Genomic DNA, 21,557 nt, shown 5'->3' with positions numbered 1-21,557 from the left:
CCGCTCGGGAGGAGCGGCGCGCGGCGGTCGTGCCGGTGGGAGGGGACGGGCGGGGGGGGCGGGGGCGGATCAGCTGCCGAAGCCGAGGCCGAGGCGGTCGAGGGTGCGCAGCCACAGGTCGCGGCGGCCCTCGTTGCGGTCGGACCTGGCGAGCGCGCGCTGGGTGATGCCGATGCCGATCGCGCGGGCGGGCTCGGGCGGGAAGGGCAGCGGCTTGCGGCGGACCAGCGCGAGGGAGGTGCGCTCGGTGCGGGCGCCGGCCAGCAGGTCGAGCATCACCTCGGCGCCGAAGCGGGTGGCGCCGACGCCGAGGCCGGTGAAGCCGGCGGCGTACGCGACCTTGCCGTGGTGACTCGTGTCGAAGAAGACACAGAAACGGGTGCTGGTGTCGATGGCCCCGCCCCAGGCGTGGGTGAAGCGCAGCCCTTCCAGCTGGGGGAAGGTCCGGAAGAAGTTCCGGGCGAGGGTGGCGAAGGTCTCGGGGCGCCGCTCCCGCTCGGCGCTGACGCGGCCGGCGTAGTCGTAGACGACGTCGTAGCCGCCCCACAGGATCCGGTTGTCGGCGGAGATCCGCACGTAGTGGAAGTGGTGGGCGGGGTCGGACCAGCCCTGCCGGTTCTTCCAGCCGACGGCGGCGAGCCGCTCCTCGCTCAGCGGCTCCGTCATCAGCGCGTAGTCGTAGACGGGCACCGTGTAGAGGCGGTGGCGGCGCAGCAGCGAGGGGTACGCGTTGGTGGCGAGGGCCACGCGGCGTGCGGTGACCCGGCCGTAGGGCGTGCGGACGGCGACGACGGCGCCGTGCTCGTCGAGGGAGAGGCCCGGGGTGTGCTCGTGGATGCGGACGCCGAGGTCGAGGCAGGCCCGCTTGAGGCCCCAGGCGAGGCGGGCCGGGTTGACCATGGCCGTGTCGCCCTTGTTCCACAGGCCGCCGAGGAAGGTCGGCGAGTCGATCTCGGCACGGACGGCATCGGCGTCGAGGAGCGCGGTGTCGGCGCCGTACCGGGCGGCGGTCTCGGCCTCCTCGGCGAGCCAGGCCACCTGGTGGGGCTCGGTGGCGACGGTGAGGGAGCCGGTCCGCTCCCAGTCGCAGTCGATGCCGTACCGCTCGACGGCGTCCTCCATCGCCCGGAGGTTCTCGCGGCCGAGGCGTTCGAGGGTGCCGATCTCGTCGGGCCAGCGGTCCAGGCCGTTGCCCAGGCCGTGGGTGAGGCTCGACTCGCAGAAGCCGCCGTTGCGGCCGGAGGCCGCGTGGCCGACCTCCTCGCCCTCGATGAGGACGACGTCGGCGGAGGGGTCGCGCTCCTTGGCGACGAGCGCGGTCCACAGTCCGGCGTAGCCGCCGCCGACGACCAGGAGGTCGCAGGTGGTGCCTCCGACGAGGGCGGGGGCGGCCTGGGGCCGGCGGGGGTCGTCGAGCCAGAACGGGGCCGGCGCGGCGTCCCGCAGCGCGTGCAGGTGGTCCATGGGGTGTCCTTCGGATCGCGGAGGGGCCCGGTCGCGGGGCCCCTTCCGAGGTGCCGCCCATGAGACCCGGCCGTGCACGACAAGGTCAATGGTGTTGACGTAAGGACCGACGCCGGTGCCGGGACCGGTGCCGGGCCGCCCCTGTGCCGTTGCCGGGGCCGGCCCGGAAGTCCTCCCCGAACGCGTCGGACCTGCACCCGCGGGGGCGGGCGCCTCCTTCGGGTACCCGTCCGCCGGAGGCGGCCGGCCTCGCGGGGCCACCGGCCAAGGGGTGATCCGGCCTCTCGTCCCCGCGCCCGCCGGGGGCGGCCGGTCGCCTTCGGGCACCCACCCGCCGGAAGCGGCCGGCCCGCCTCGGACGCGGGTCGGCCGGGGGCGTTCAGGCCTGGGGGTTCCAGCGGTCGAGGAGGGTTTCCGCGATGCGGCGGGCGGCGGGGTCGTACTGCTCCGAGAGCGTCCGGAAGGTCCTCTCGGCGGCCTCGGCCGGCCAGTCGGCGGGGAGGTGTTCGGCGGGGAGGTACGGGTCGCGGCGGACGAGCTCCAGCCAGTCGGTGTGCAGCAGGAGCTGGCGCCCGAGGTCGTCGCGGGCGTCGGCGGATGCGGGGCCGTCGTCGCCCCAGCGGGCGAGGAAGGCGCGGTAGCCGGTGGCGATGGCGTCGAGGTCGAAGGCGGTGCGCAGCAGGGGGCCGGCCTCGGTCGGCGCTGCGGCCTGCCCGTGGAAGGCCCTGATACGGTCGCCGAGCCCGAGTTCCGCCGCGAGGGGTTCGACGTCCACGCGGCCGGGGGCCGCCCACAGGCCGCTCTGGAGCGGGCCGAAGCCGGCCCAGACGAGCCGGGAGCGCAGGTCGTGACGCTCCCGGCGCCAGGACTCCGGGAGCGAGAAGCCGACGAGGGTCCAGGTGCCGTCCCAGGCGCGGTTGACGGCGCCCGTGCGCCGGACGCGCTCCTCGCCGTCGGCGAGGACGGCGGCGGCGCGGTCGGTCAGCGAGAAGTACATGCGGCGGCCGCGGCGGTGCCGGTCGAGCAGCCCCCTGCCGACCATCCGGGTCAGGGTGGAGCGGACGGCGTCCTCGCCGACGTCGGCGCGGGCGAGGGCGTCGATGACGCTCGCCGAGGAGAGCGCGGTGCCGGTGCCGAGCACGTGGATGCCGAAGAAGCTCAGCATCAGGGACTGGGGGCGGGGCGCGGAGCCGCGCTCGCCGGCCTCGGGTCCGGCCTCGCGCCCGCCTTCCTGGGCGCGTCGCGCGGCGCTCCTCGGGGGCCGCCCGGCACCGGGCGCGGTGCCGTTCGCGGTGCGGCGCCCGGTGCCCTGCGGGGCACTGTCCGGGGCGCTCTGCGCAGCGCCCTCCGGGGGGCTCTGCGCGGTGCTCTTGGTGGTGCTCTTCGCGGCGGATGGGGTCACGGGGACAGCGTAGGCGGGCGGGCGGCTCCCGGCGGAGGCCCCGGAACCAATATTCGGCACTTTATTGACCACGGGCGATAACTTGCCTAACTTTGGCGCCGCCGGTGCGTGAGCGAGGCGGGAATCCCGCGCCCCGCCCCCGGCCCACTCGACTCACGGGAAGGACCCCGTCCATGACCACTCCCCAGGTGAACCCGGTGGATCTCACCGGCAAGGTGGCCGTCGTCACCGGCAGCGGCCGCGGCCTCGGACTCGCCTACGCCCGCTCGCTCGCCGCCGCCGGCGCGTCCGTCGTCGTCAACGACATGGACGCGGAGGCGGCCGCCGCCGCGGTGAAGGAGATCACCGGGGCGGGCGGCCAGGCCGTCGCCGAGGTCGTTCCGGTCGGCTCGACCGAGGCCGCCGAGGCCCTCGTCGCCCGCGCCGTCGACAGCTTCGGCCGCATCGACACGATGGTCACCAACGCGGGCGTGCTCCGCGACCGCGTGCTGTGGAAGATGACCGACGACGACTTCGACACCGTCGTCCGGGTGCACCTGCGCGGCACCTTCACCTGCGTCCGCGCCGCCGTGGAGCGCATGCGCGAGCAGGGCGACGGCGGCCGGATCGTGGTCGCCGGCTCCCCCGCCGGGCAGCGCGGCAACTTCGGCCAGACCAACTACGCCGCCGCCAAGGCCGGCATCGCCGCCATGGTCCGCACCTGGGCGATGGAGCTCGGCCGCGCCGGCATCACCGCCAACGCCGTCATCCCGGTCGCCGCCACCGCCATGACCAAGACCATTCCGGTCTTCGCCCCGCACATCGAGGCGCTGGAGCAGCACGGCACCCCGTTCCCGGACAGCCTGCGCAAGGGCGAGGGCTTCGGCACCGCGGAGGACGTCGCCGGCCTGGTCGCCTTCCTCGCCTCGGACGCCTCCGCCGGCGTCACCGGCCAGTGCATCGGCATCGGCGGCGACAAGCTCGCCCTCTGGTCGCACCCGCAGGAGGTCGCGGTGGCGTACGCCGACGGCGGCTGGAGCGCGGACGCGATCGCCGCGGCCTGGCCGGTCTCGGTCGGCCGCGCCCCGGAGACCTACGGCATCCCCGCCCCGGTCCTGTGAGCGGCGCCGTGATGGACCTCGACGCGCTCGTCGCCATCGACGTGCACGCCCACGCGGAGGTGTCGGCGAAGGGCGGGGCGTCGCTCTCGGCCGAGCTGGACGCCGCCGCCGGCGCGTACTTCAAGGCGGAGCACCGGCACCCGACGCTCCCGGAGATCGCCGCGCACTACCGCGAGCGGTCGATGGCCTGCGTGGTCTTCACCGTCGACGCGGAGTCCGCCACCGGCACCGCGCCGGTGCCGAACGAGGAGATCGCCGAGGCGGCCGCCGAGAACCCGGACGTCATCATCCCCTTCGCGGGCGTCGACCCGTTCAAGGGAAAGGCGGCGGTCCGGCAGATCCGGCGTCTGGTCGAGGAGTTCGGGGTGAAGGGCTTCAAGTTCCACCCGAACCTCCAGGCGTTCCACCCCCACGACCGGATGGCCTACCCGCTGTACGAGGCCATCGAGGACGCGGGCGCGATCGCGGTCTTCCACACCGGGCAGACCGGCATCGGCGCGGGCGCGCCGGGCGGCGGCGGGATCCGGCTGAAGTACTCGAACCCGATGGACGTGGACGACGTCGCCGCCGACTTCCCCGGCATGCGGATCGTCCTCGCCCACCCGTCCTTCCCCTGGCAGGACGAGGCGCTGGCGGTGGCGACGCACAAGCCGAACGTGTACATCGACCTGTCCGGCTGGTCGCCGAAGTACTTCCCGCCGCAACTCGTCCGCTACGCGAACAGCCTGCTCCAGGACAAGGTCCTCTTCGGCTCGGACTACCCGCTGCTGACCCCGGACCGCTGGCTCGCGGACTTCGCCGGACTGCCGATCAAGGACGAGGTGCGGCCGAAGATCCTGAAGGACAACGCGGCCCGCCTGCTCGGCCTCACCACCACCTGAGGGGGACGCCATGCGCAACCAGGGCATCGGGTCCTGGCCGGCCCGCCGGAACCGCAGGAGCCCCCGCCGGACCGCCCTCGTCCACGAGGGCCGTTCGATCGACTACGCGACGCTCCACGAGCGCTCCACCCGCCTGGCCCACGTCCTGCGGGGCGCGGGCGTGGAGCGCGGGGACCGGGTCGCCTTCCTGGGCCCGAACCATCCTGCGTATCTGGAGACGCTGTTCGCCGCCGGGCTCCTCGGCGCGGTCTTCGTGCCGCTCAACACCCGTCTCGCCACGGCCGAGTTGGCGTACCAGCTGACCGACTCCGGCAGCGGGGTGCTGGTGCACGCGAGGCAGCCGGAGGGCAAGGTGGCCGAGCTGGCCTCGGCCGCCGGGACCGCCGTCCTGTTCTCCGTCGAGGGCGAGGGGCCGGGCCCGGCGTACGAGGACCTGCTCGCCGCCGCGCCGACGGAGCCGCTCGACGAGGAGGTGGGGCACGACGACGTCTGCCTCATCATGTACACCTCGGGCACCACGGGCCGGGCGAAGGGCGCCGTCCTCACCCACGGCAACATCGTCTGGAACAGCCTCAACGTCGTCGTCGACACCGACATCGCCGCCGACGAGGTCGCCTTCGTCAGCGCCCCGCTCTTCCACACCGGGGCACTCAGCATGAGCTGTCTGCCGACCCTCCTCAAGGGCGGCACGGTGGTCCTGGAGTCGGCCTTCGACCCGGAGCGGGCCCTGCGCCTGATCCAACGGCACGGCGTCACCGCGCTGTTCGGGGTGCCGACGATGTACGACGCGATGGCGGCCGCCCCCGGGTGGCGGGAGGCGGACCTGACCGGTCTGCGGCTCCTGCTGTGCGGCGGGGCGCCCGTGCCGAGCCGGACCGCCCGGACGTACCTGGACCGGGGGCTCGCCTTCGTCCAGGGGTACGGCATGACCGAGGCGGCGCCCGGCGCGCTCATCCTGGACCGGGCCGACTCGGCGAGCCACGCCGGCACGGCGGGCGTCCCGCACTTCTTCACCGACGTGCGGGTGGAGCGCGAGGACGGCACGGAGGCGGCGCCCGGCGAGAAGGGCGAGGTCGTGGTGGCGGGGCCGAACGTGACCCCCGGCTACTGGAACCTGCCGGAAGCGACCGCCGCGGCCTTCCGCGACGGGGGGCGCTTCCGGTCGGGCGACGTCGCCACCGTCGACGCCGACGGCTACGTCACGCTCGTCGACCGCCTCAAGGACATGATCATCTCGGGCGGGGAGAACATCTACCCCGCCGAGGTCGAGGACGCCCTGCTCCGCCACCCGGACGTGGCCGAGGCGGCCGTCATCGGCGTCCCCGACGCCCGCTGGGGCGAGGTCGGCCGCGCGGTCGTCGTGCCGCGCGCCGGGACCTCCCCGACCGCCGGGGAACTGCTCGCCCACCTCGGGGGCCTGCTGGCCCGCTACAAGATCCCGCGGAGCGTCGTGCTCGCGCCCGAACTGCCCCGCAACGCCACCGGAAAGCTGCTGAAGGGCCCCATCAGGGACCACTACGGCAACGACCCCGCCCACTGACCTTCTGGAGAACCCCCATGGCCCTCACCGTCCACGGCATCGACGAGATCCGCGCCCGGGCCGGCGCCGACCTCGGCCACAGCTCCTGGGTCGAGATCGCCCAGTCCCGCGTCGACACCTTCGCCGACGCCACCGACGACCACCAGTGGATCCACGTCGACCGGGAGCGGGCCGCGGCCGGCCCCTTCGGCGGCACCATCGCCCACGGCTACCTCACCCTCTCCCTCCTCATCCCCATGTGGAGCGAGCTCCTCCAGGTCGAGGGCGTCTCGATGGCCGTCAACTACGGCCTGAACAAGGTCCGTTTCCCCTCCCCCGTCCGGGTCGGCTCCAGGATCCGCACCCACGGCGGGATCGCGGCGGTCGAGGACGTCCGCGGCGGCGTCGAGGTCACCGTCGACCTCACGGTCGAGATCGACGGCACCGACAAGCCGGCCTGCGTCGCCCAGGCGGTCTACCGCTTCTACGCCTGATCCCACCCCGAAGGGGCGGCCGCCACCCCGGCGACCGCCCCTTCGGCACGCCCGTGCCCGGGACCCGGAAGGTCAGGCGCCCGCGCGCTCCCGGGAGTACCGGATGTGGAAGGCGACGAAACCGGCGAGCTGCCGCGCGTCCTCCGGCGCGTCGGCCCGCACGCTCCAGCGCCGGAGGAGGAGGACCGAGTCCAGTGCCACGTTCTCGCGGGCGAGGACGAAGAGCAGCGCCAGGAGGGCCGCCCGGGCGTTGCCGTCGTCGAAGGGGTGGAAGAAGCAGACGTCCAGGTAGGCCCTGGCCGCCCGGGCGGGCAGGGACAGCGGCGCGCCCGCGCCCCGGTCGCTCTGCGCCAGGCACGCGTCCAGGCGGGCCCGGGCGTCCGGGGCGAGCCCGTAGCGCTCGCGTCCGTCCTTGGCGAAGGCGGGGCGGTCCCGGAAGGCGGGCGGCTCCGGCACGCCGAGCACCCGCCGCTGCCAGCCGCGCAGCAGGTCGAAGTCGAGGCGGACGCCGCGCGCGGCGTCCTCCCTGAGCAGGTCGAGCGCGGCGAGCAGGCCCGCGGCACGCGCCGGGTCGACGGCTCCGTCGAAGGCGCGGAAGTCCTCGGCGGGGCCGTCCGTCACCGGCGTCGCCGTGCCGCCGCCCTCCGGATCGGGCACCTCCTGCCACGCGACGGCCTCCCGGACGGCGAGCCATTCCGCGAGGTGATCGGCCGGCGGCCGGAGGGGCCGCTCCGGTATCCCGTCCGCCGGGAGGGCCGAGGCGATGCGCTCCGCGACGTCGTGGACCAGGGGAACGTCGGGGCCGGTCCAGCTGCGGAACCGGCCCCCTATCGCCTCGTCCACCCAGGCGGCCGCCGTTTCGCCCGGCACGCCCCACCGCTCCAGGAACCACGTCAGCACCTGACGGCAGTGTCCGTACCAGCCACTGCCGCAGCCGGTGCGGTCGACGACCCGCAGGACGAGGTGGCGGGCGGCACATTCCCAGAGGATCCGCTGCTCCCCGATCCGGGAGGGGTCCAGCGGGTGCGCCTCGAACCGGTCCGCGAGGTCCTCCAGCCAGCCGCGCCACTCGCACAGCGCCGCGACGACCCGGTCCACCGTCTCCTCCGGCGTCGTGATCGAGTCGCGGGGGCAGCACCAGCTGCCGACGGGGCCGCCGTCGAAGTCCCCCTCGTCGTGCGCCCAGCGCCAGCCCACGGCCCAGCGGCCGTACCGTTCCGCCAGCGCGAACGACATGGCGTCCGCCCACCGGCTTCCCTCCTCGTGGCTCCACCGGTTCACCCGCGGATCGGCGGCGTGGCCGTCCGGGCGGGCGGGCACCCGCCGGGCCGGGCCGAGCGAGCGGACGATCCGCGCCGCCTCCTCGTGGTCGAACGGATGGCGGTCGGGGTCGGCCTCGTCCCAGGAGAGGGTGCCGGGCACCACGTCGAAGCTCACGGGGGCAGGCTGCCACGTCCCCCTCGGCCCCCGGCAAGCGGTTTTCCCGCGCCGCGCACGGTTCTCCGCGGGTGCGGGGCGAGGGAGAAGGAAAACGGAGCGAGGGAGCCGGAAGTGAGGCGGCGGAGACGGAGACGGAGACGGCGGTGGGCGGTTCCGGCGCGGCGCCTGCGCGGTTGCGGAAGGGGCCCTACCTCCCGTCCTTCGCCGCGTCCGGATGCAGGCGCGCCAGCGCCGTCAGCATCAGTTCCAGGGCGAAGGGGTAGCCGCTGTCGCGCATGTCGGCGGCGAGGAGGGGGAACGTGGCGGCGATGTGCGGGTGGGTGTCGGCCGGGAGGCGGCCGTAGACCTCGCCCCATACCTCGGCGTCCGCCTCGCGCGCGGCCGGCGGCATCGCCCCGGCGGCGGCGTCCTGGGCGGCGAAGGCCAGCGCCTGGTCGACGAAGGCGTGGTAGGCGCGGACGGCCAGGGCGTCGGGGAAGCCGCCGTCGCGCAGGATGCCGAGGATCTTCTCGACCGCCCGCGTCTCGTGGGTGCGGCCCGTCGTGCGGTGCGCGGCGAGCAGGGCGGCCTGGGGCTGGGCGACGTACGAACCGTGGATGCGCAGGCCCAGCGCGCGCAGGTCCGTGCGCCAGTCGCCGGTCGCCTCCCAGCCCTCCTGCGCCCGGCCGATGACCTCGTCGGCGAGCGCGAGGAGCAGGTCGTCCGTGTTGCGGAAGTAGCGGTAGAGGGCGCTGGGGTCGGCGCCGAGGGCCGCGCCCAGCCTCCGTACGGAGAGGGCTTCGGCGCCGTGCTGGGCCACCAGGCGCAGCGCGGTGTCGACGATGAGCCGTTCGGAGAGGACGGCGCCCTGCTTGGTGGGCCGGCGGCGCTGCCGGCTTCCTTCGGGTACGACGCGTGCGGACATGGCCGGGACCTTACGTCAACACCATTGACGTGTAAACGGCTCGCGGGCTTCCATGGCGCCCGTCACCCGAACGGCGACGCCGGCCCGCTCCGGCCGCCGACCGGTACGACCCGTCCGACGGCAGCCCCGCGCCGCACCGCGCTCCGGCCGGCCGTCGTCCGCCCCGCGCCCCTCCGGCGCGGCCGCACGCAAGGGAGCCGCCGCATGCCCCAGGCCGATCTCGTCTTCACCCGAGGCCCCGTCCTCACCCTGGACCCGGCGCGGAGCCGGGCCACCTCGCTCGCCGTCACCGGCGACCGGATCACGGCCGTCGGCCACGACGAGGTGCGCGAGCTGATCGGGCCCGGCACCGAGGTGGTGGACCTGACCGGCAAGCTGCTGCTGCCCGGTTTCCAGGACTCCCACATCCACGCGGTGGGCGGCGGCACCGAGCTCGCCGAGTGCGACCTCACCGGCAGCGTGGACGTCGCGCAGTACCTGGAGCGGATCCGGGAGTACGCCGAGGCGCACCCGGACCGGGAGTGGATCACCGGCGGCGGCTGGTCGATGGAGAGCTTCGAGGGCGGCGTGCCGACCCGGACGCTCCTCGACTCGGTCGTCCCGGACCGCCCGGTCCTGCTGTCCAACCGCGACCACCACGGCGCCTGGGCCAACACCCGGGCCCTGGAGCTGGCCGGCCTCACCGCCGGCACCCCGGACCCGGCGGACGGCCGGATCGAGCGGGAGGCCGACGGCACCCCGAACGGCATGCTCCAGGAGGGCGCGACCGGCCTGGTCTCCCGTCTGGTGCCGGACAAGACCGCGGAGGACCGGCTGGCGGGCCTGCTGCGGGCGCAGCGGCTGCTGCACTCGCTGGGCATCACCGGCTGGCAGGACGCCCTGCTCGGCTCCTTCAACGGCATGTCCGACCCGTCGGACGCCTATCTGACGGCGGCGAAGGACGGCTCGCTCACCGCCCGGGTGACCGGGGCGCTCTGGTGGGACCGCGAGCGCGGTTCCGAGCAGATCCCCGAACTGGTCGACCGGCGCGAGCGGTTGACCTCGGGACGGTTCCGCGCCACCTCGGTCAAGATCATGCAGGACGGCATCGCGGAGAACTTCACGGCCGCGATGCTCACCCCGTACCTCGACGGCTGCGGCTGCGCGACCGGCAACTCCGGCCTGAGCTTCGTCGACCCGGTGGCACTGCGCGGGCATGTGGCCGAACTCGACGCCCTGGACTTCCAGGTGCACTTCCACGCGCTCGGCGACCGCGCCGTGCGGGAGGCGCTGGACGCGATCGAGGCGGCGATCGGGGCGAACGGGCGGCGCGGCAACCGCCACCACCTGGCGCACCTCCAGGTCGTCCACCCCGACGACCTGACCCGCTTCGCCGCGCTCGGCGCCATCGCCAACATCCAGCCGCTGTGGGCGGCGCACGAGCCGCAGATGGACGAGCTCACGATCCCGTTCCTCGGTCCGGAACGGGCGTCCTGGCAGTACCCGTTCGGCTCGCTGCTGCGCGCCGGGGCGACCCTCGCGGCGGGCAGCGACTGGCCGGTCTCCAGCCCGAACCCGATCGAGGGCGTCCACGTCGCCGTGAACCGGCGCGACCCGGAGGCCGGGGACGGCCGGGTGTTCTACCCGGAGGAGCGCCTCGACCTGCTCTCGGCGCTGACCGCGTACACGGCCGGCACCGCCCACGTGAACGGCCTCGACGACGCGGGCAGCCTGCTGCCGGGCCACCTCGCCGACCTCGTCGTCCTCGACCGGGACATCACGGCCGCGCCGGCCGACGAGATCGCCGAGGCCCGGGTGGAGCGCACGTACGTCGGCGGCCGGCCGGTGTACGAGGCCTGACCCGCGGCCTCGTACCCGGCCGGCCGTCCGGGGAGGCCGCCCGGCCGGGTGGTACGGCTGCGGCCCCCGTGTACGGCTCCTAGCCCGGCCGCACCGAGGACGCCCGGACGTCCAGCCTGACCGGCACGAGCGCCCCGCCGGTCTCCTGGAGGCCCTGCTCCAGGACGGCGACGAGGTGGGCGATCCCCGCCTCGGCGACCGCGTCGGGGCGCAGGCTCAGCGTCGTCACCGGCGGTTCGGTGTGCACGGCGGTCTCGTCCTCGCTGACGCAGGCGAGGAGGAGGTCGCCGGGGACGTCGTAGCCGTGGCGGCGGGCCGCCTCCAGGACGAGCGGCGGGCTGGCCTCGGCGACCACCAGGAGGGCGTCGGGGCGGTCGGTTCCGGTGCCCAGGGCGGTCTCCACGGCCTGGATCACCGGCCCGTTGCCGGCCTCGGCGGCCCGTACGGACAGCTCCGGCAGCCCGTGCGCGGCGCACCACGCGCGGTGCGCCGCGTCGACCTCGCGGTGGAAGCGGGTGGTGCTGTCGGGGACGACGAGCACCGGCCGGCGGGCGCCCTGGGCGTGGAAGTGGTCCAGGGTCCGTCCGACGACGTCGGTCGCGTCGACGTCCACCCAGTGGGCGCCGGGCCGGCCCTCCACGGACCGGTCGCTGAAGACCGGGATGCGGGCGGCCAGCAGGTCCTCGACGATCCGGTCGTCGGCGACGGGGTCGGCGACGACCACGGCGTCGAGGGGCAGCGCCGCCCACTCGCTCTGGAGGGAGCCGGCGGGCAGCAGGACCACCGCGTAGCCGCGCGCGAGCGCGGTGGCGGCGGTGGCCCCGGTGAGGCGGGCGAAGTACGGCGACTCCAGGAAGGTCCACGGGGTGTCGGCCAGCTCGCCGACGACGTAGCCGATCAGCCGGGCCCGTCCCGCGCGCAGCTGGCGCGCGGTGGCGTTGGGCCGGTAGCCCATGCGGCGCGCGGTGTCGCGGGCCTTCTCCCGGACCTCGGGGGAGAGCCGGCCGGTGCCGTTCAGGGCCGCCGAGACGGTGGTCTTGGACAGACCGGCCTCGCGGGCCACGTCGACGAGCCGGACCCTCGGTGCCGGTGCCGGTGCCGGTGCCTGCGCCCGTACCGGTGCCGGTGCCGGCACCGCCCGGCCGGGGTCCTGCCCCGCGGTCGCCGCGCCACCCTCCGGGTTCGCTCCGTCATGCGCTGAAGCTTCGGTCATGCGGCCGATGGTGCCACCTCTCTGACCATTGCAAAACCGTTCCCGCAAAGCGGGCCCGGAACCCTTGTGCGGGAACGTTCCCGCATCAATACTCGCTCCATCCCCCCAGCGCCCGTCACTACACCCGTAAAGGGGTGGGTCTGCATGCGCACGCCCAGATTCGTCGCACTCGTCTGTACCGCCGCCGTCGCGGCCTCCCTCACCGCCTGCTCCGGCGCCACGCAACCGCGGCAGGGCACCGGCGGCGGCGCCGACTTCCAGGTCTCCCCGACCTCCCCGGCCGCCAGGGGCCCGCTCGACTCCTTCACCTGGTCGCTCTACGCGGAGCCGTACACCCTCGACTACGCCCTCGCGTACGACTACCCGCCGAACACCGTGCTCGCCAACGTCTGCGAGCAGCTGCTGCGGGTCACCCCGGACCTCCGCATCGAGCCCGGCCTCGCGGTGAAGTGGGACCGGCCCGACCCGCGCACCCTCGTCTACACCCTGCGGCCGGACGTGAGGTTCCACGACGGCACCGTGATGACCGCGGACGACGTCGTCGCCTCCCTGAAGCGGCAGATGGACCCGGCCACCGGCTCCCCCTGGGGCTCCGCCTTCAAGACGGTCGACGCCATCGAGAAGACCGGCCCGCTGGAGGTGACGATCAGGCTCGGCAAGGCCGACGCCCTCTTCCACGAACTGCTCGCCGCCTCCCCCGGCACCGTCGTCAGCGCCGCCTCCCTCGCGAAGGAGGGCAAGGACTACGGCACCCCCGAGGGCAAGCTGAACTGCACCGGCCCCTACGCCCTGGAGAAGTGGGCGCAGGGCGACAGCATCACGCTGAAGAAGCACGCGGACTACTGGGACGCGAAGCTGGCCCCGAAGTCGGAGAAGGTGCGGTTCACCTTCGTCGAGGACGCCGCGGCCCGCTCCAACGCCTTCCTCTCCGGCACCGCCGACGGCGGCTACATGGTGCCGTCCTCCTCCTTCGCCCAGCTCCGCGGCAGCGGCAAGGGCTCGCTCCTCTTCGGCCCCAACACCGCCGCGGCCAACCTCGCGGTCACCGACTTCAAGGGCACGCTCGGCGACGTCCGGGTCCGCAGGGCCCTGTCGATGGCGCTCGACCGGAAGAACATCGTGAAGGCCGCCGCCGGCGGCGTCGGCGTGCCGGCCAAGGCCCCCGCCGCGCGCGGCGCCTGGGCGCTCGCACCGGAGAAGACCGCCGCGCTCTTCGACACGCTGCCCGAGCCCGCGTACGACGTCGCCGCCGCGAAGAAGCTGGTCGAGGAGGCGCACGCCACCGGCCGGAAGGTCACCCTCGCGACCAGCTCGATGGCCCCCGAGATCAGCGTCGTCGCCAACGCCGTGCAGGCCGCCGGCCGGGAGATCGGCCTGGACGTCAAGCTCCAGCCCGTCTCCCCCGACGCGTACAGCAACATCTTCGTCGACCCGGCCGCCCGCGAGGGCCTCGACCTGGTCATCACCAACGGCTACGACAACACGCCGGACCCGCTGGAGTTCTACCAGTACCTGCGCACCGGGGACTTCGGCAACTACGGCAACTGGTCGAACGCCGAGTACGACGTCGCCTTCGACCGCGCCAACACCGAGTACGACCCCGCCAAGCGCACCGAGCTGACCGCGAAGCTCCAGGAGATCGCCCTGCGCGAGCTGCCGGTCATCCCCGTCTACGAGGCGCCCTACTCGGTCTTCCTCGGCAAGCGGATCACCGGCGCGCCCACCGGCATCGCCCAGCTCTACTACCCGTGGGCCGCGACGATCGGGGCCGCGACGTCATGACCCGCTTCCTCGCCGGCCGGCTCCTCGGCCTGGTGGCGGTGCTGTTCGTGACCTCGGTCGTCGTCTTCGGCACCATCCACCTCGCCCCCGGCGACCCGGTCACCTTCCTGCTGCACGGCCGCCCCGCGACCCCCGAGACCGTGGCGGCCCTGCGCGCCGAGCACCACCTGGACGACCCGCTGGTGGTCCAGTACGGCAAGTGGCTCGGGGGCGTCCTCACCGGCGACCTCGGGCGCTCCGCCCAGTACCACCAGGACGTCACCGCCCTCCTCGGCTCACGGCTCCCCGGCACCGCCCTCCTCGTCGGATACGCGGCGCTGCTCGTCGCCGTCCTCGGCGTCGGCGCCGGCCTGCTGGCCGCGCTCCGCCCCGGCCTCCCGGACAAGGCGGTGCTCATCGGCACCGGCGTGGCCACCGCCACCCCGTCCTTCGTCACCGCGATCGCGCTCGTCTCGCTCTTCTCGGTGCGGCTCGGCTGGTTCCCCGGGCCGGGCGGCGGGGCCGCCGAGGGCCTCGGGCCCCGGCTCCACCAGCTGACCCTGCCGGCCCTGGCGCTCGCCCTCACCTTCGCGGGTCTGCTCGCCCGGGTCACCCGCTCCGCGATGCTCGACGTGATGGACCGCGAGCACGTCGAGGTGGCGCGCGCCCGGGGCGTCGCCGGCCGGACCGTGGTCCGCCGGCACGTGCTGCGGAACGCCCTGGGCCCCGTCGTCACCGTCGGCGGCACCATGCTCGCCGGCCTGCTGATCAGCACCGCCATCGTGGAGACCGCCTTCGACGTGCCCGGACTCGGCTCGCTGCTCGTGCAGTCGGTCACCTCCCAGGACTTCGCGGTCGTCCAGGCGGTCACCCTGCTCAGCGTCGCGGCCTTCGTCCTCGTCAACCTCGCGGTCGACCTCCTCGCGCCGCTCGTCGACCCCCGTCTCTCCCCCGGGGAAGGCTCCTCATGACCACCACCCTCACCACGGTGCCGCTCCGCAGACCGGGCCTGCGGAGGCTGCGCCTCCTCGGGCAGGGGCCGCTGTTCGCGGCCTCGGTCGCGGTGCTCGCCGTGCTCGTCCTCGTCGCCGTGTTCGCGCCGCTGCTCGCCCCGTACGACCCCGAGGCCCTGGACCTCGGCGCGAGCCTCGTCGGCACCTCCGGCGACCACCTCCTCGGCACCGACCAGTCCGGCCGCGACATCCTGTCCCGGCTGCTCCACGGCGCCCGCACCGGCCTCCTCGGCCCGCTCCTCGTCGTCGCCGTCTCCACCCTGCTCGGCACCCTGCTGGGCGTGGTGGCGGCCTGGCGCGGCGGCTGGGCGGACGCGCTGCTCTCCCGGGCGATGGACCTGGTCTTCTCCGTCCCCGGGCTGATGCTGGCGATCCTGCTGGTCGCGGTCACCGGCCCGGGCATGACCGCCCCGGTGATCGCCATGGCCGTCGCGTACACCCCGTACGTGGGCCGGCTGGTGCGCGGCATCGCCCGGCAGGAGAAGGCGCGGCCGTACATAGAGGCGTACGTGGTGCAGGGCTGGTCCGGCTGGACGGTCTGCGTCCGGCATCTGCTGCCCAACATCGCGCCGACGGTCTTCGCGCAGTCCGCGATGAACTTCGGCTACGCGCTGATGGACCTGGCGGCCCTGTCCTTCCTCGGCTTCGGCGTCCAGCCGCCGACCGCCGACTGGGGCGCCATGATCAACGAGGGCCAGGGCGCCGTCCTCCAGGGCGCGATGCTGCCGGCACTCGCGCCGTCCGTGTGCATCGTGCTCGCGGTGGTCGCCTTCGGCATCGTCGGCGAGGGCCTCGCCGACCGCATCGCCCGTCGGGAGAAGTGAACGCCATGAACCACTCCACACCCCCTCCCGCCGCGGACCGCGCGGCGCCCCCTCCCGTCCTGGAGATCGACCGCCTCGAACTGCGGCTCCCGGACGGCCGGGCCGCCCGGCCGATCCTCGACGGCGTCAGCCTGACCGTGCGCGCCGGGGAGACCGTCGGCCTGGTCGGCGAGTCCGGCTCCGGCAAGTCCGTCGCCTGCCGCAGCGTCCTCGGCCTGCTCCCCAAGGGCGCCCGCACCGCCGGGCAGGTCCGGGTCTCCGGCCGCGACGTGCTCGCCATGGACCGGACGGAGCTGGCCGCGCTGCGGGCCCGCGAGGTCGCCATGGTCTTCCAGGACCCGCGCGCCTCCGTCAACCCGCTGCGCCGCGTCGGCGACTTCCTCACCGAAGGGCTGCGGGCCTCCGGCACCCCGGCCGCCCGGGCCACCGCCCGCGCCGAGGAACTCCTCGCCGCGGTCGGCATCCGCGACCCGCGCGGGGCGCTGCGCCGCCACCCGCACCAGTTCTCCGGCGGCATGCTCCAGCGGGTCGTCATCGCCGCCGCGCTCGCCGCCGAGCCGGCGCTGCTCGTCGCCGACGAGCCCACCACGGCCCTGGACGTCACCACCCAGGCCGAGGTCATCTCGATCCTGGCCCGGCTGCGGGCCGAGCGCGGCACCGGCATGCTCTTCGTCACCCACGACCTGGAGCTGGCCTCGGCGATCTGCGACCGGGTGTACGTGATGTACGCGGGCCGGATCGTGGAGCACCGGTCCACCGACGAACTGTTCGACCGGCCCCGCCACCCCTACACCGCCGGTCTGCTCGCCTGCACCCCCCGGATCGAGGCCGGCGCGCCCGCGCCCCGCCCGATCCCGGGCCGCCCGGTGTCGCTCGCGGAGGCCCCGGCCGGCTGCGCCTTCGCCGCCCGCTGCGCGCACGCGGTGGCGCGCTGCGCCGAGGAACGGCCCGAACTGGCACGGCACGGCGAGGGCTTCGCCGCGTGCCTCCGCGCCGAGGAAGGAATCGCGCTGTGACGACGGGCACGGAGAAGGGGCTCGTGGTCGACGGGCTGCGGAAGCGGTACGGCGACCACCCGGCGGTCGACGGCGTGTCGTTCGCCCTCCCGGCGGGCGGTTCGCTGGCGATCGTCGGGGAGTCCGGCAGCGGCAAGACGACCACGGTCCGGATGCTGGTCGGCCTGGAGCGCGCCGACGGCGGCACGGTCCGCCTCGACGGCCGGGACCGCTCGGCCCGCCCCCGGAACCGCGCGGAGCGGCTGGCGCGGGCCCGGGACGTCCAGATGGTCTTCCAGGACCCGTACCTGTCGCTGGACCCGCGGATCCCGGTGAGCGGCTGCCTGGACGAGGTGCTGCGGCTGCACACCTCCCTGGACGCCGCCGCCCGCCGGGCCCGGGTCGCCGACCTCCTCGACCGGGTCGGGCTCGGCGCCCGCGAGGCGACCGCCCTGCCCCGGGGCCTCTCCGGCGGCCAGCGGCAGCGCGTCGCGATCGCCCGCGCGCTCGCCGTGGAGCCCCGCGTGCTGGTCCTGGACGAGGCGGTCGCGGCGCTCGACGTCTCGATCCAGGCGCAGATCCTGGACCTGCTCCGGGAGATCCGCCGCGAGGCCGGCATCGGCTACCTCTTCGTCACCCACGACCTGGCGGTGGTGCGGCACGTCGCGGACGACGTGCTGGTCCTGAAGTCGGGCCGGGTGGTGGAGTCGGGTCCGGTGGACCGCGTCCTCGGCGCCCCCGAACACCCCTACACGCGGCTCCTGCTGGACTCGGTGCCGCGGCGCGGCTGGGACCCGGCGGCGGTCACGGGCCGGGGGTGACGGGCGGGGCGCCGGCAGAGGCCCCGCCCGCAACCCCGTCGGCGGCTCCCGGGCGGGGGGAGGAGCCGGGGAGCCCGCCCGGGCGGGGAAAGGACCCGGAGAGCGCGCCCGGCGGGAGGAGGGCCCGGGAGCCCGCCCGGGCGTCCCCCGGAGGCCGCCGGGCCGTCCTCACGCGCCCGTCAGCCGGTCCAGCACGGCCCGGACCGAGCGGGCGACGGCGTCCCGGGACGCGGCCGTGCGGTCGAGGGCCTCGAAGCCGTGCCGGCCGTCCGGCACGTCGACGAGCTCCAGGTCCGTGCCGTGCTTCCCGGCGGCGGCGAGGAAGGCCTCCACCGTCGCCGCGAACGCCGGGTGCTCCCGCCCGGCGCGGACCAGGACCACGGGCAGCGCGCCGGCGCCCGCGAGGGCGTCGACCGGGCGGAAGCGCGACTCGACGGTCTCCCAGCCGGGCGGCGCGGCGAGGACCGGGTAGGAGAGGGCGAGGCAGCGCAGCCACGGCGGGGGCGCCGCCAGCCAGTGCGCGGCGAGCAGACCGCCGCCGGAGAAGATCCAGACCGCGATCCGGTCCGGGTCGACCCGGGGGTGGGCGCGCAGCCGGTCCAGCGCCTCGGAGACGTCGGCGGCGGCGCGGGCGTAGTCGGTCAGGGCGTGCAGCCGGTGGTCGACGGTGGCGCCGACGACGCCGAGCCCGGCCAGGTGGCGGGCGTAGCCCCGGTAGAAGGGCGTGTCGCGCGGGGTGGGGACGCGGCCGGCGTCGACGGGGCCTCCGTGGACGAGGAGGACGGCGGGCCGGCGCTCCTCGCCGTCGGGGGCGTACACGTCGAGCCGGTCGTGCCGCTCGTACGGGATCTCCCGGGTGGCGAGGAGGAACTCCAGGCTGTCGTAGGAGGGTTGCTCCTCCCCCAGGGTGAGGCGGCGGCCCTCGCCCGCCGCCGCTCGCAGCAGGAGGCCGGCGAGTTCGCCGGGGTGGGAGAGCATCGGCCAGTGTCCGGCGGCGAGTTCGAAGAAGGCGTAGCCGGGTCCCGCCAGCTTCCGCAGGCTCACGGGGCCGGTGCGGATCATCATCTCGACGGCGTCGAGGTCCGGTCCGTCGGCGGTGCACATCACGGCGGCGGCCGGCACCCGCTCCAGGGCGGCGTCGAGGCGCAGGGGTTCGGTGAGGGTGCGGGCGGGCTGCGGCACCGCCAGCCGGTCGAGGCGGTCGAGGTCCTCGCCGGTGAGTCCGTCGAGGCTTCCCCAGCGGGCCCACTCCCCGCCCCGGGGCGGCGGCAGCGGCGTCGCGTCGCGGCCGAGCCGGTCGCGGACGGCCTCGTCGCGGACGAGGAGCAGGGCGGGGTCCCCGTCCTGCGGCAGTCCGGCGGCGACGTACACCACCCGGGCCACCCGGTCCGCCCGGCGGCCGACGGCGGCGAGCACCGGGTGGATGCCGTAGTCGTGCCCGACGAGGACGACGTCCGGGCCGTCGGTCCGGTCGAGCAGCGCGGTCAACTGCTCGGTGTGCGTGCCGAGTCCGGCGCCGGGGTCGCCGTCCAGGGTCACCGGATGGGCCTCGGCCCCGGCCTCCCGCAGCCGCTCCGCGACCCCGTCCCACACCCATCCGCCGGTGAACGCCCCTCCCACCAGTACGAACGCCGTCATCGTCGCCTCCTCGCGTCTCGTGGCCCCAGCGGCCTCCGGCAGACTAGGAACTCCCCCAGGGGGAGATTCCACCCCGGACACGGACGGCCGGGGCCGGCGGCGGGAGGTGCGGGGTGACGGACGCGGACGGCGGCACGTGGAGCATCGGCGAGCTGGCCGGCCGGGCCGGGGTGACCGTGAAGACCGTGCGGTACTACTCGGACCGGGGGCTGCTCCCGGAGGCGGGGCGCAGTGGCGGCGGGCACCGGCGGTACGGCCCGGGGGCGCTGGTCCGGCTGCGGGAGATCCGGTCGCTGCGGGCCCTGGGCCTGGGCGTGCCGGAGGTGGCGCGGGCGCTGGAGGACGAGGGCCGGCTGGCGGACGTGGTCGCCGGGGAGCTGGCGGGCGTGGCGCGCGAGCGGTCCGCGCTGGCGTGGCGGGAGGCGTCGCTGCGGGTCCTGGCGGAGTGCGGTCCCGCCGAACGGGCCGAGCTGCTGCCCCTGTTGGGCGGTTCCGCGCTGCCGCCCGGTTCGGACGCGGTGGTCCGGTTCTGGCGGCGGTCGCTGCCCGTGCGGCTGCCCGCGCCGCTGGTGGCACGGGTGCTCGACGAGGTGGTGCCGGTGCCACCGGACGAGCCGACGCCGGATCAGGTGCGGGCCTTCGCCCGGCTGCGGGCGCTGGTCTGCGACCCCAGGCCGGAGCGGGCGCCGGGCCCGCCGCTGCCGGGCGAGCGGTACCGGGCGGCGGTCCTGTACGAGGGCCTGGGGGAGGCGTACGACCTGGCGGGCGCGGAGGTGCGGGCCGGGCGGGCGCCCGGCGGCCGGGACGCCCTGGACTGCTTCGCCGGCGCGTACGCCCTGGCCCTGGGCGAACCCGACTCGCCCGCCTTCCGCCGGCGTCTCGCCGGGCTCCTCGGCCGGGAGGGCACGGCGGTGATGGCGCGGTACTGGAAGCTGGTCGTGCCGCTCCTCCCGGCGGACCGCCCCGCCCTCGGCCTGCTGCACCACCACCTCACGGAGGCCCTGGCCGCTCCCCCGGCCTCCTGACGGGGCCGCCCCGGGGGTGTTCGGATCGTGGGCGGCCGACTGTCCGCCTGGTGGGCGGGGTGGTGGCGGAACTCCACCACGGCCCGACGTCGCCGCAGGTCAGAGCGGTACGCCGGGTGGTGCCGGTGGCGCAATACTGCGGCAACACCATCGGGGCCGTACCCCGGTTACGTTCCCTGCCATGCCCGCCGAACGCACCCCCGCCGCCCTCCCGGTCGCCGCCGCCCGCCGTCGCCGGCTGCGCGCGGACCGGGCCCGGCAGCTCGCCGACCTGCTGCGGCACCAGATCCTGACCGGCGCCTTCCCCCAGGGGGTGCTGCCGCTGGAGGACGTGCTCGCGGCCGATCACCACGCCAGCCGGAACACCGTCCGGCAGGCCCTCGACCTGCTGCGCGGCGAGGGTCTCGTGGAGCGGCAGCCGGGGGTGGGGACGGTCGTCGTCGGGGAGAAGTACCCGCACGGCCTGAACCGGCTCCAGGGCCTCGCCGAGACCCTGCACGAGCACGGCAGGGTCACCAACGAGGTGCGGAACCTCGGCCCCGTGCGGGCGCCCGGCCCGGTGGCCCACCGGCTCGGCCTGCCGGACGGCGCGGACGTGCTCTGCGTGGAGCGGCTGCGCCGCCTGGGCGGGCTGCCGCTCTCGCTCGACCTGTCGTACCTGCCGATGGACGTCGGCGGCGAACTCCTCGGCTGCGACCTGGAGAACACGGACGTCTTCCGGCTCCTGGAGCAGCTGACCGGCGGCCCGCTCGGCCACGCCGACATCACCCTGGAGGCGGTGAACGCCGACGCGCACGCGGCGGCCGTGCTCCAGGCCCCGCGCGGCGCGGCCCTGCTGCTGCTGGAACGGCTCACCCATCTGCCCTGCGGCCGGCCCGTGGACCTGGAGTTCATCCGCTTCCGCGGCGACCGGATCACCATGAGCGGCGTGCTGCGCCGCTCCCTCTGACCCTTCGCGCCCCCTTCGCACCCCTTTCCCCCGGAGCCCGCCATGCCCCTCGTGCCCCAGCGCGCCGACGTGCCCGTGACGATCGACGAGTCCCGCTGCATCGACGGCTGCACCCTCTGCGTCGACATGTGTCCGCTGGACTCCCTCGCGATCCGCGAGGAGGACGGCAAGGCGTACATGCACGTCGACGAGTGCTGGTACTGCGGCCCGTGCGCCGCCCGCTGCCCCACCGGCGCGGTGACCGTCAACATGCCCTACCTGCTCCGGTGAAAGGC

Annotated in this window: 19 protein-coding genes; 13 read left to right on the top strand and 6 right to left on the bottom strand. The window is 75.4% G+C overall.

Annotated features, from left to right (window positions below; genetic code table 11):
• Positions 1-69: 69 nt before the first annotated feature.
• Positions 70-1,464, bottom strand: a complete 1,395-nt coding sequence (locus ACFW6A_RS23335; RefSeq protein ID WP_386483459.1) for an NAD(P)/FAD-dependent oxidoreductase — start codon at positions 1,462-1,464, stop codon at positions 70-72.
• Between the two features lie 379 nt (positions 1,465-1,843).
• Complete coding sequence (locus ACFW6A_RS23330; protein ID WP_386642471.1) at positions 1,844-2,866, bottom strand: PaaX family transcriptional regulator C-terminal domain-containing protein; 1,023 nt, start codon at positions 2,864-2,866, stop codon at positions 1,844-1,846.
• Between the two features lie 188 nt (positions 2,867-3,054).
• On the opposite strand from ACFW6A_RS23330, the gene ACFW6A_RS23325 reads away from it, so the two are divergent.
• Genes ACFW6A_RS23325 through ACFW6A_RS23310 form a run of 4 tightly spaced genes read left to right on the top strand, consistent with a single transcriptional unit; the run spans position 3,055 to position 6,860 of the window.
• On the top strand, positions 3,055-3,966 hold the full coding sequence (locus ACFW6A_RS23325) for an SDR family NAD(P)-dependent oxidoreductase (protein WP_386642575.1): 912 nt from the start codon (positions 3,055-3,057) through the stop codon (positions 3,964-3,966).
• A gap of 11 nt (positions 3,967-3,977) precedes the next feature.
• On the top strand, positions 3,978-4,847 hold the full coding sequence (locus ACFW6A_RS23320; RefSeq protein ID WP_351854675.1) for an amidohydrolase family protein: 870 nt from the start codon (positions 3,978-3,980) through the stop codon (positions 4,845-4,847).
• Positions 4,848-4,857: 10 nt separating this feature from the next.
• Complete coding sequence (locus ACFW6A_RS23315; protein WP_386642468.1) at positions 4,858-6,387, top strand: long-chain fatty acid--CoA ligase; 1,530 nt, start codon at positions 4,858-4,860, stop codon at positions 6,385-6,387.
• Positions 6,388-6,404: 17 nt separating this feature from the next.
• A complete protein-coding gene (locus ACFW6A_RS23310; protein WP_351854662.1) occupies positions 6,405-6,860 on the top strand; it encodes a MaoC family dehydratase in 456 nt (151 codons plus the stop codon).
• A 72-nt stretch (positions 6,861-6,932) separates the two neighbouring features.
• Here the strand turns inward: ACFW6A_RS23310 and ACFW6A_RS23305 are convergent, their stop codons facing one another.
• Positions 6,933-8,297 carry a Fic family protein gene (locus ACFW6A_RS23305; protein ID WP_386642465.1) on the bottom strand — a complete coding sequence of 455 codons (1,365 nt, stop codon included), beginning with the start codon at positions 8,295-8,297 and terminating at the stop codon, positions 6,933-6,935.
• A 190-nt stretch (positions 8,298-8,487) separates the two neighbouring features.
• Positions 8,488-9,204, bottom strand: a complete 717-nt coding sequence (locus tag ACFW6A_RS23300; protein ID WP_386642462.1) for a helix-turn-helix domain-containing protein — start codon at positions 9,202-9,204, stop codon at positions 8,488-8,490.
• 204 nt (positions 9,205-9,408) lie between these two features.
• Between ACFW6A_RS23300 and ACFW6A_RS23295 the strand changes: the two genes are divergently transcribed.
• A complete protein-coding gene (locus tag ACFW6A_RS23295; RefSeq protein WP_351854654.1) occupies positions 9,409-11,043 on the top strand; it encodes an amidohydrolase in 1,635 nt (544 codons plus the stop codon).
• Between the two features lie 79 nt (positions 11,044-11,122).
• On the opposite strand, the gene ACFW6A_RS23290 is transcribed toward ACFW6A_RS23295, so the two are convergent.
• A complete protein-coding gene (locus ACFW6A_RS23290) occupies positions 11,123-12,256 on the bottom strand; it encodes a LacI family DNA-binding transcriptional regulator (RefSeq protein ID WP_386642459.1) in 1,134 nt (377 codons plus the stop codon).
• 144 nt (positions 12,257-12,400) lie between these two features.
• Here ACFW6A_RS23290 and ACFW6A_RS23285 point away from each other — a divergent pair, with 144 nt between their 5' ends.
• Genes ACFW6A_RS23285 through ACFW6A_RS23265 form a run of 5 tightly spaced genes read left to right on the top strand, consistent with a single transcriptional unit; the run spans position 12,401 to position 17,670 of the window.
• On the top strand, positions 12,401-14,038 hold the full coding sequence (locus ACFW6A_RS23285; RefSeq protein ID WP_351854649.1) for an ABC transporter substrate-binding protein: 1,638 nt from the start codon (positions 12,401-12,403) through the stop codon (positions 14,036-14,038).
• Entirely contained in the window at positions 14,035-14,988 is a 954-nt protein-coding gene (locus tag ACFW6A_RS23280; protein WP_351854672.1) for an ABC transporter permease, read from the top strand. Before ACFW6A_RS23285 ends, ACFW6A_RS23280 begins: the two co-directional genes overlap by 4 nt.
• On the top strand, positions 14,985-15,854 hold the full coding sequence (locus ACFW6A_RS23275; protein ID WP_351854646.1) for an ABC transporter permease: 870 nt from the start codon (positions 14,985-14,987) through the stop codon (positions 15,852-15,854). Before ACFW6A_RS23280 ends, ACFW6A_RS23275 begins: the two co-directional genes overlap by 4 nt.
• Positions 15,855-15,859: 5 nt before the next feature.
• Positions 15,860-16,870, top strand: a complete 1,011-nt coding sequence (locus ACFW6A_RS23270) for an ABC transporter ATP-binding protein (protein WP_386485947.1) — start codon at positions 15,860-15,862, stop codon at positions 16,868-16,870.
• The gene (locus tag ACFW6A_RS23265; RefSeq protein ID WP_386642456.1) at positions 16,867-17,670 is read left to right on the top strand and encodes an ABC transporter ATP-binding protein; all 804 of its coding nucleotides are present in this window, start codon (positions 16,867-16,869) and stop codon (positions 17,668-17,670) included. The genes ACFW6A_RS23270 and ACFW6A_RS23265 overlap by 4 nt, the downstream gene beginning before the upstream one ends.
• Positions 17,671-17,838: 168 nt before the next feature.
• Here ACFW6A_RS23265 and ACFW6A_RS23260 read toward each other — a convergent pair whose 3' ends face one another.
• Positions 17,839-19,308 (bottom strand): alpha/beta fold hydrolase, encoded by a 1,470-nt coding sequence (locus ACFW6A_RS23260; protein WP_386642453.1) that lies wholly within the window; start codon positions 19,306-19,308, stop codon positions 17,839-17,841.
• Between the two features lie 113 nt (positions 19,309-19,421).
• Between ACFW6A_RS23260 and ACFW6A_RS23255 the strand changes: the two genes are divergently transcribed.
• The 3 genes from ACFW6A_RS23255 (at position 19,422) to ACFW6A_RS23245 (ending at position 21,552) form a co-directional block, all read left to right on the top strand.
• On the top strand, positions 19,422-20,333 hold the full coding sequence (locus ACFW6A_RS23255) for a MerR family transcriptional regulator (protein ID WP_351854637.1): 912 nt from the start codon (positions 19,422-19,424) through the stop codon (positions 20,331-20,333).
• 181 nt (positions 20,334-20,514) lie between these two features.
• Positions 20,515-21,282 carry a GntR family transcriptional regulator gene (locus ACFW6A_RS23250; RefSeq protein ID WP_351854634.1) on the top strand — a complete coding sequence of 256 codons (768 nt, stop codon included), beginning with the start codon at positions 20,515-20,517 and terminating at the stop codon, positions 21,280-21,282.
• A gap of 42 nt (positions 21,283-21,324) precedes the next feature.
• Positions 21,325-21,552 (top strand): ferredoxin family protein, encoded by a 228-nt coding sequence (locus tag ACFW6A_RS23245; RefSeq protein ID WP_030497738.1) that lies wholly within the window; start codon positions 21,325-21,327, stop codon positions 21,550-21,552.
• Positions 21,553-21,557 lie beyond the last annotated feature (5 nt).

The sequence above is a fragment of the Streptomyces sp. NPDC058758 genome (assembly GCF_042746075.1).
Classification (GTDB): domain Bacteria; phylum Actinomycetota; class Actinomycetes; order Streptomycetales; family Streptomycetaceae; genus Streptomyces.
Note: the sequence above shows the minus strand (reverse complement) of the source record. Positions and strands in the feature narration are given on the sequence as shown.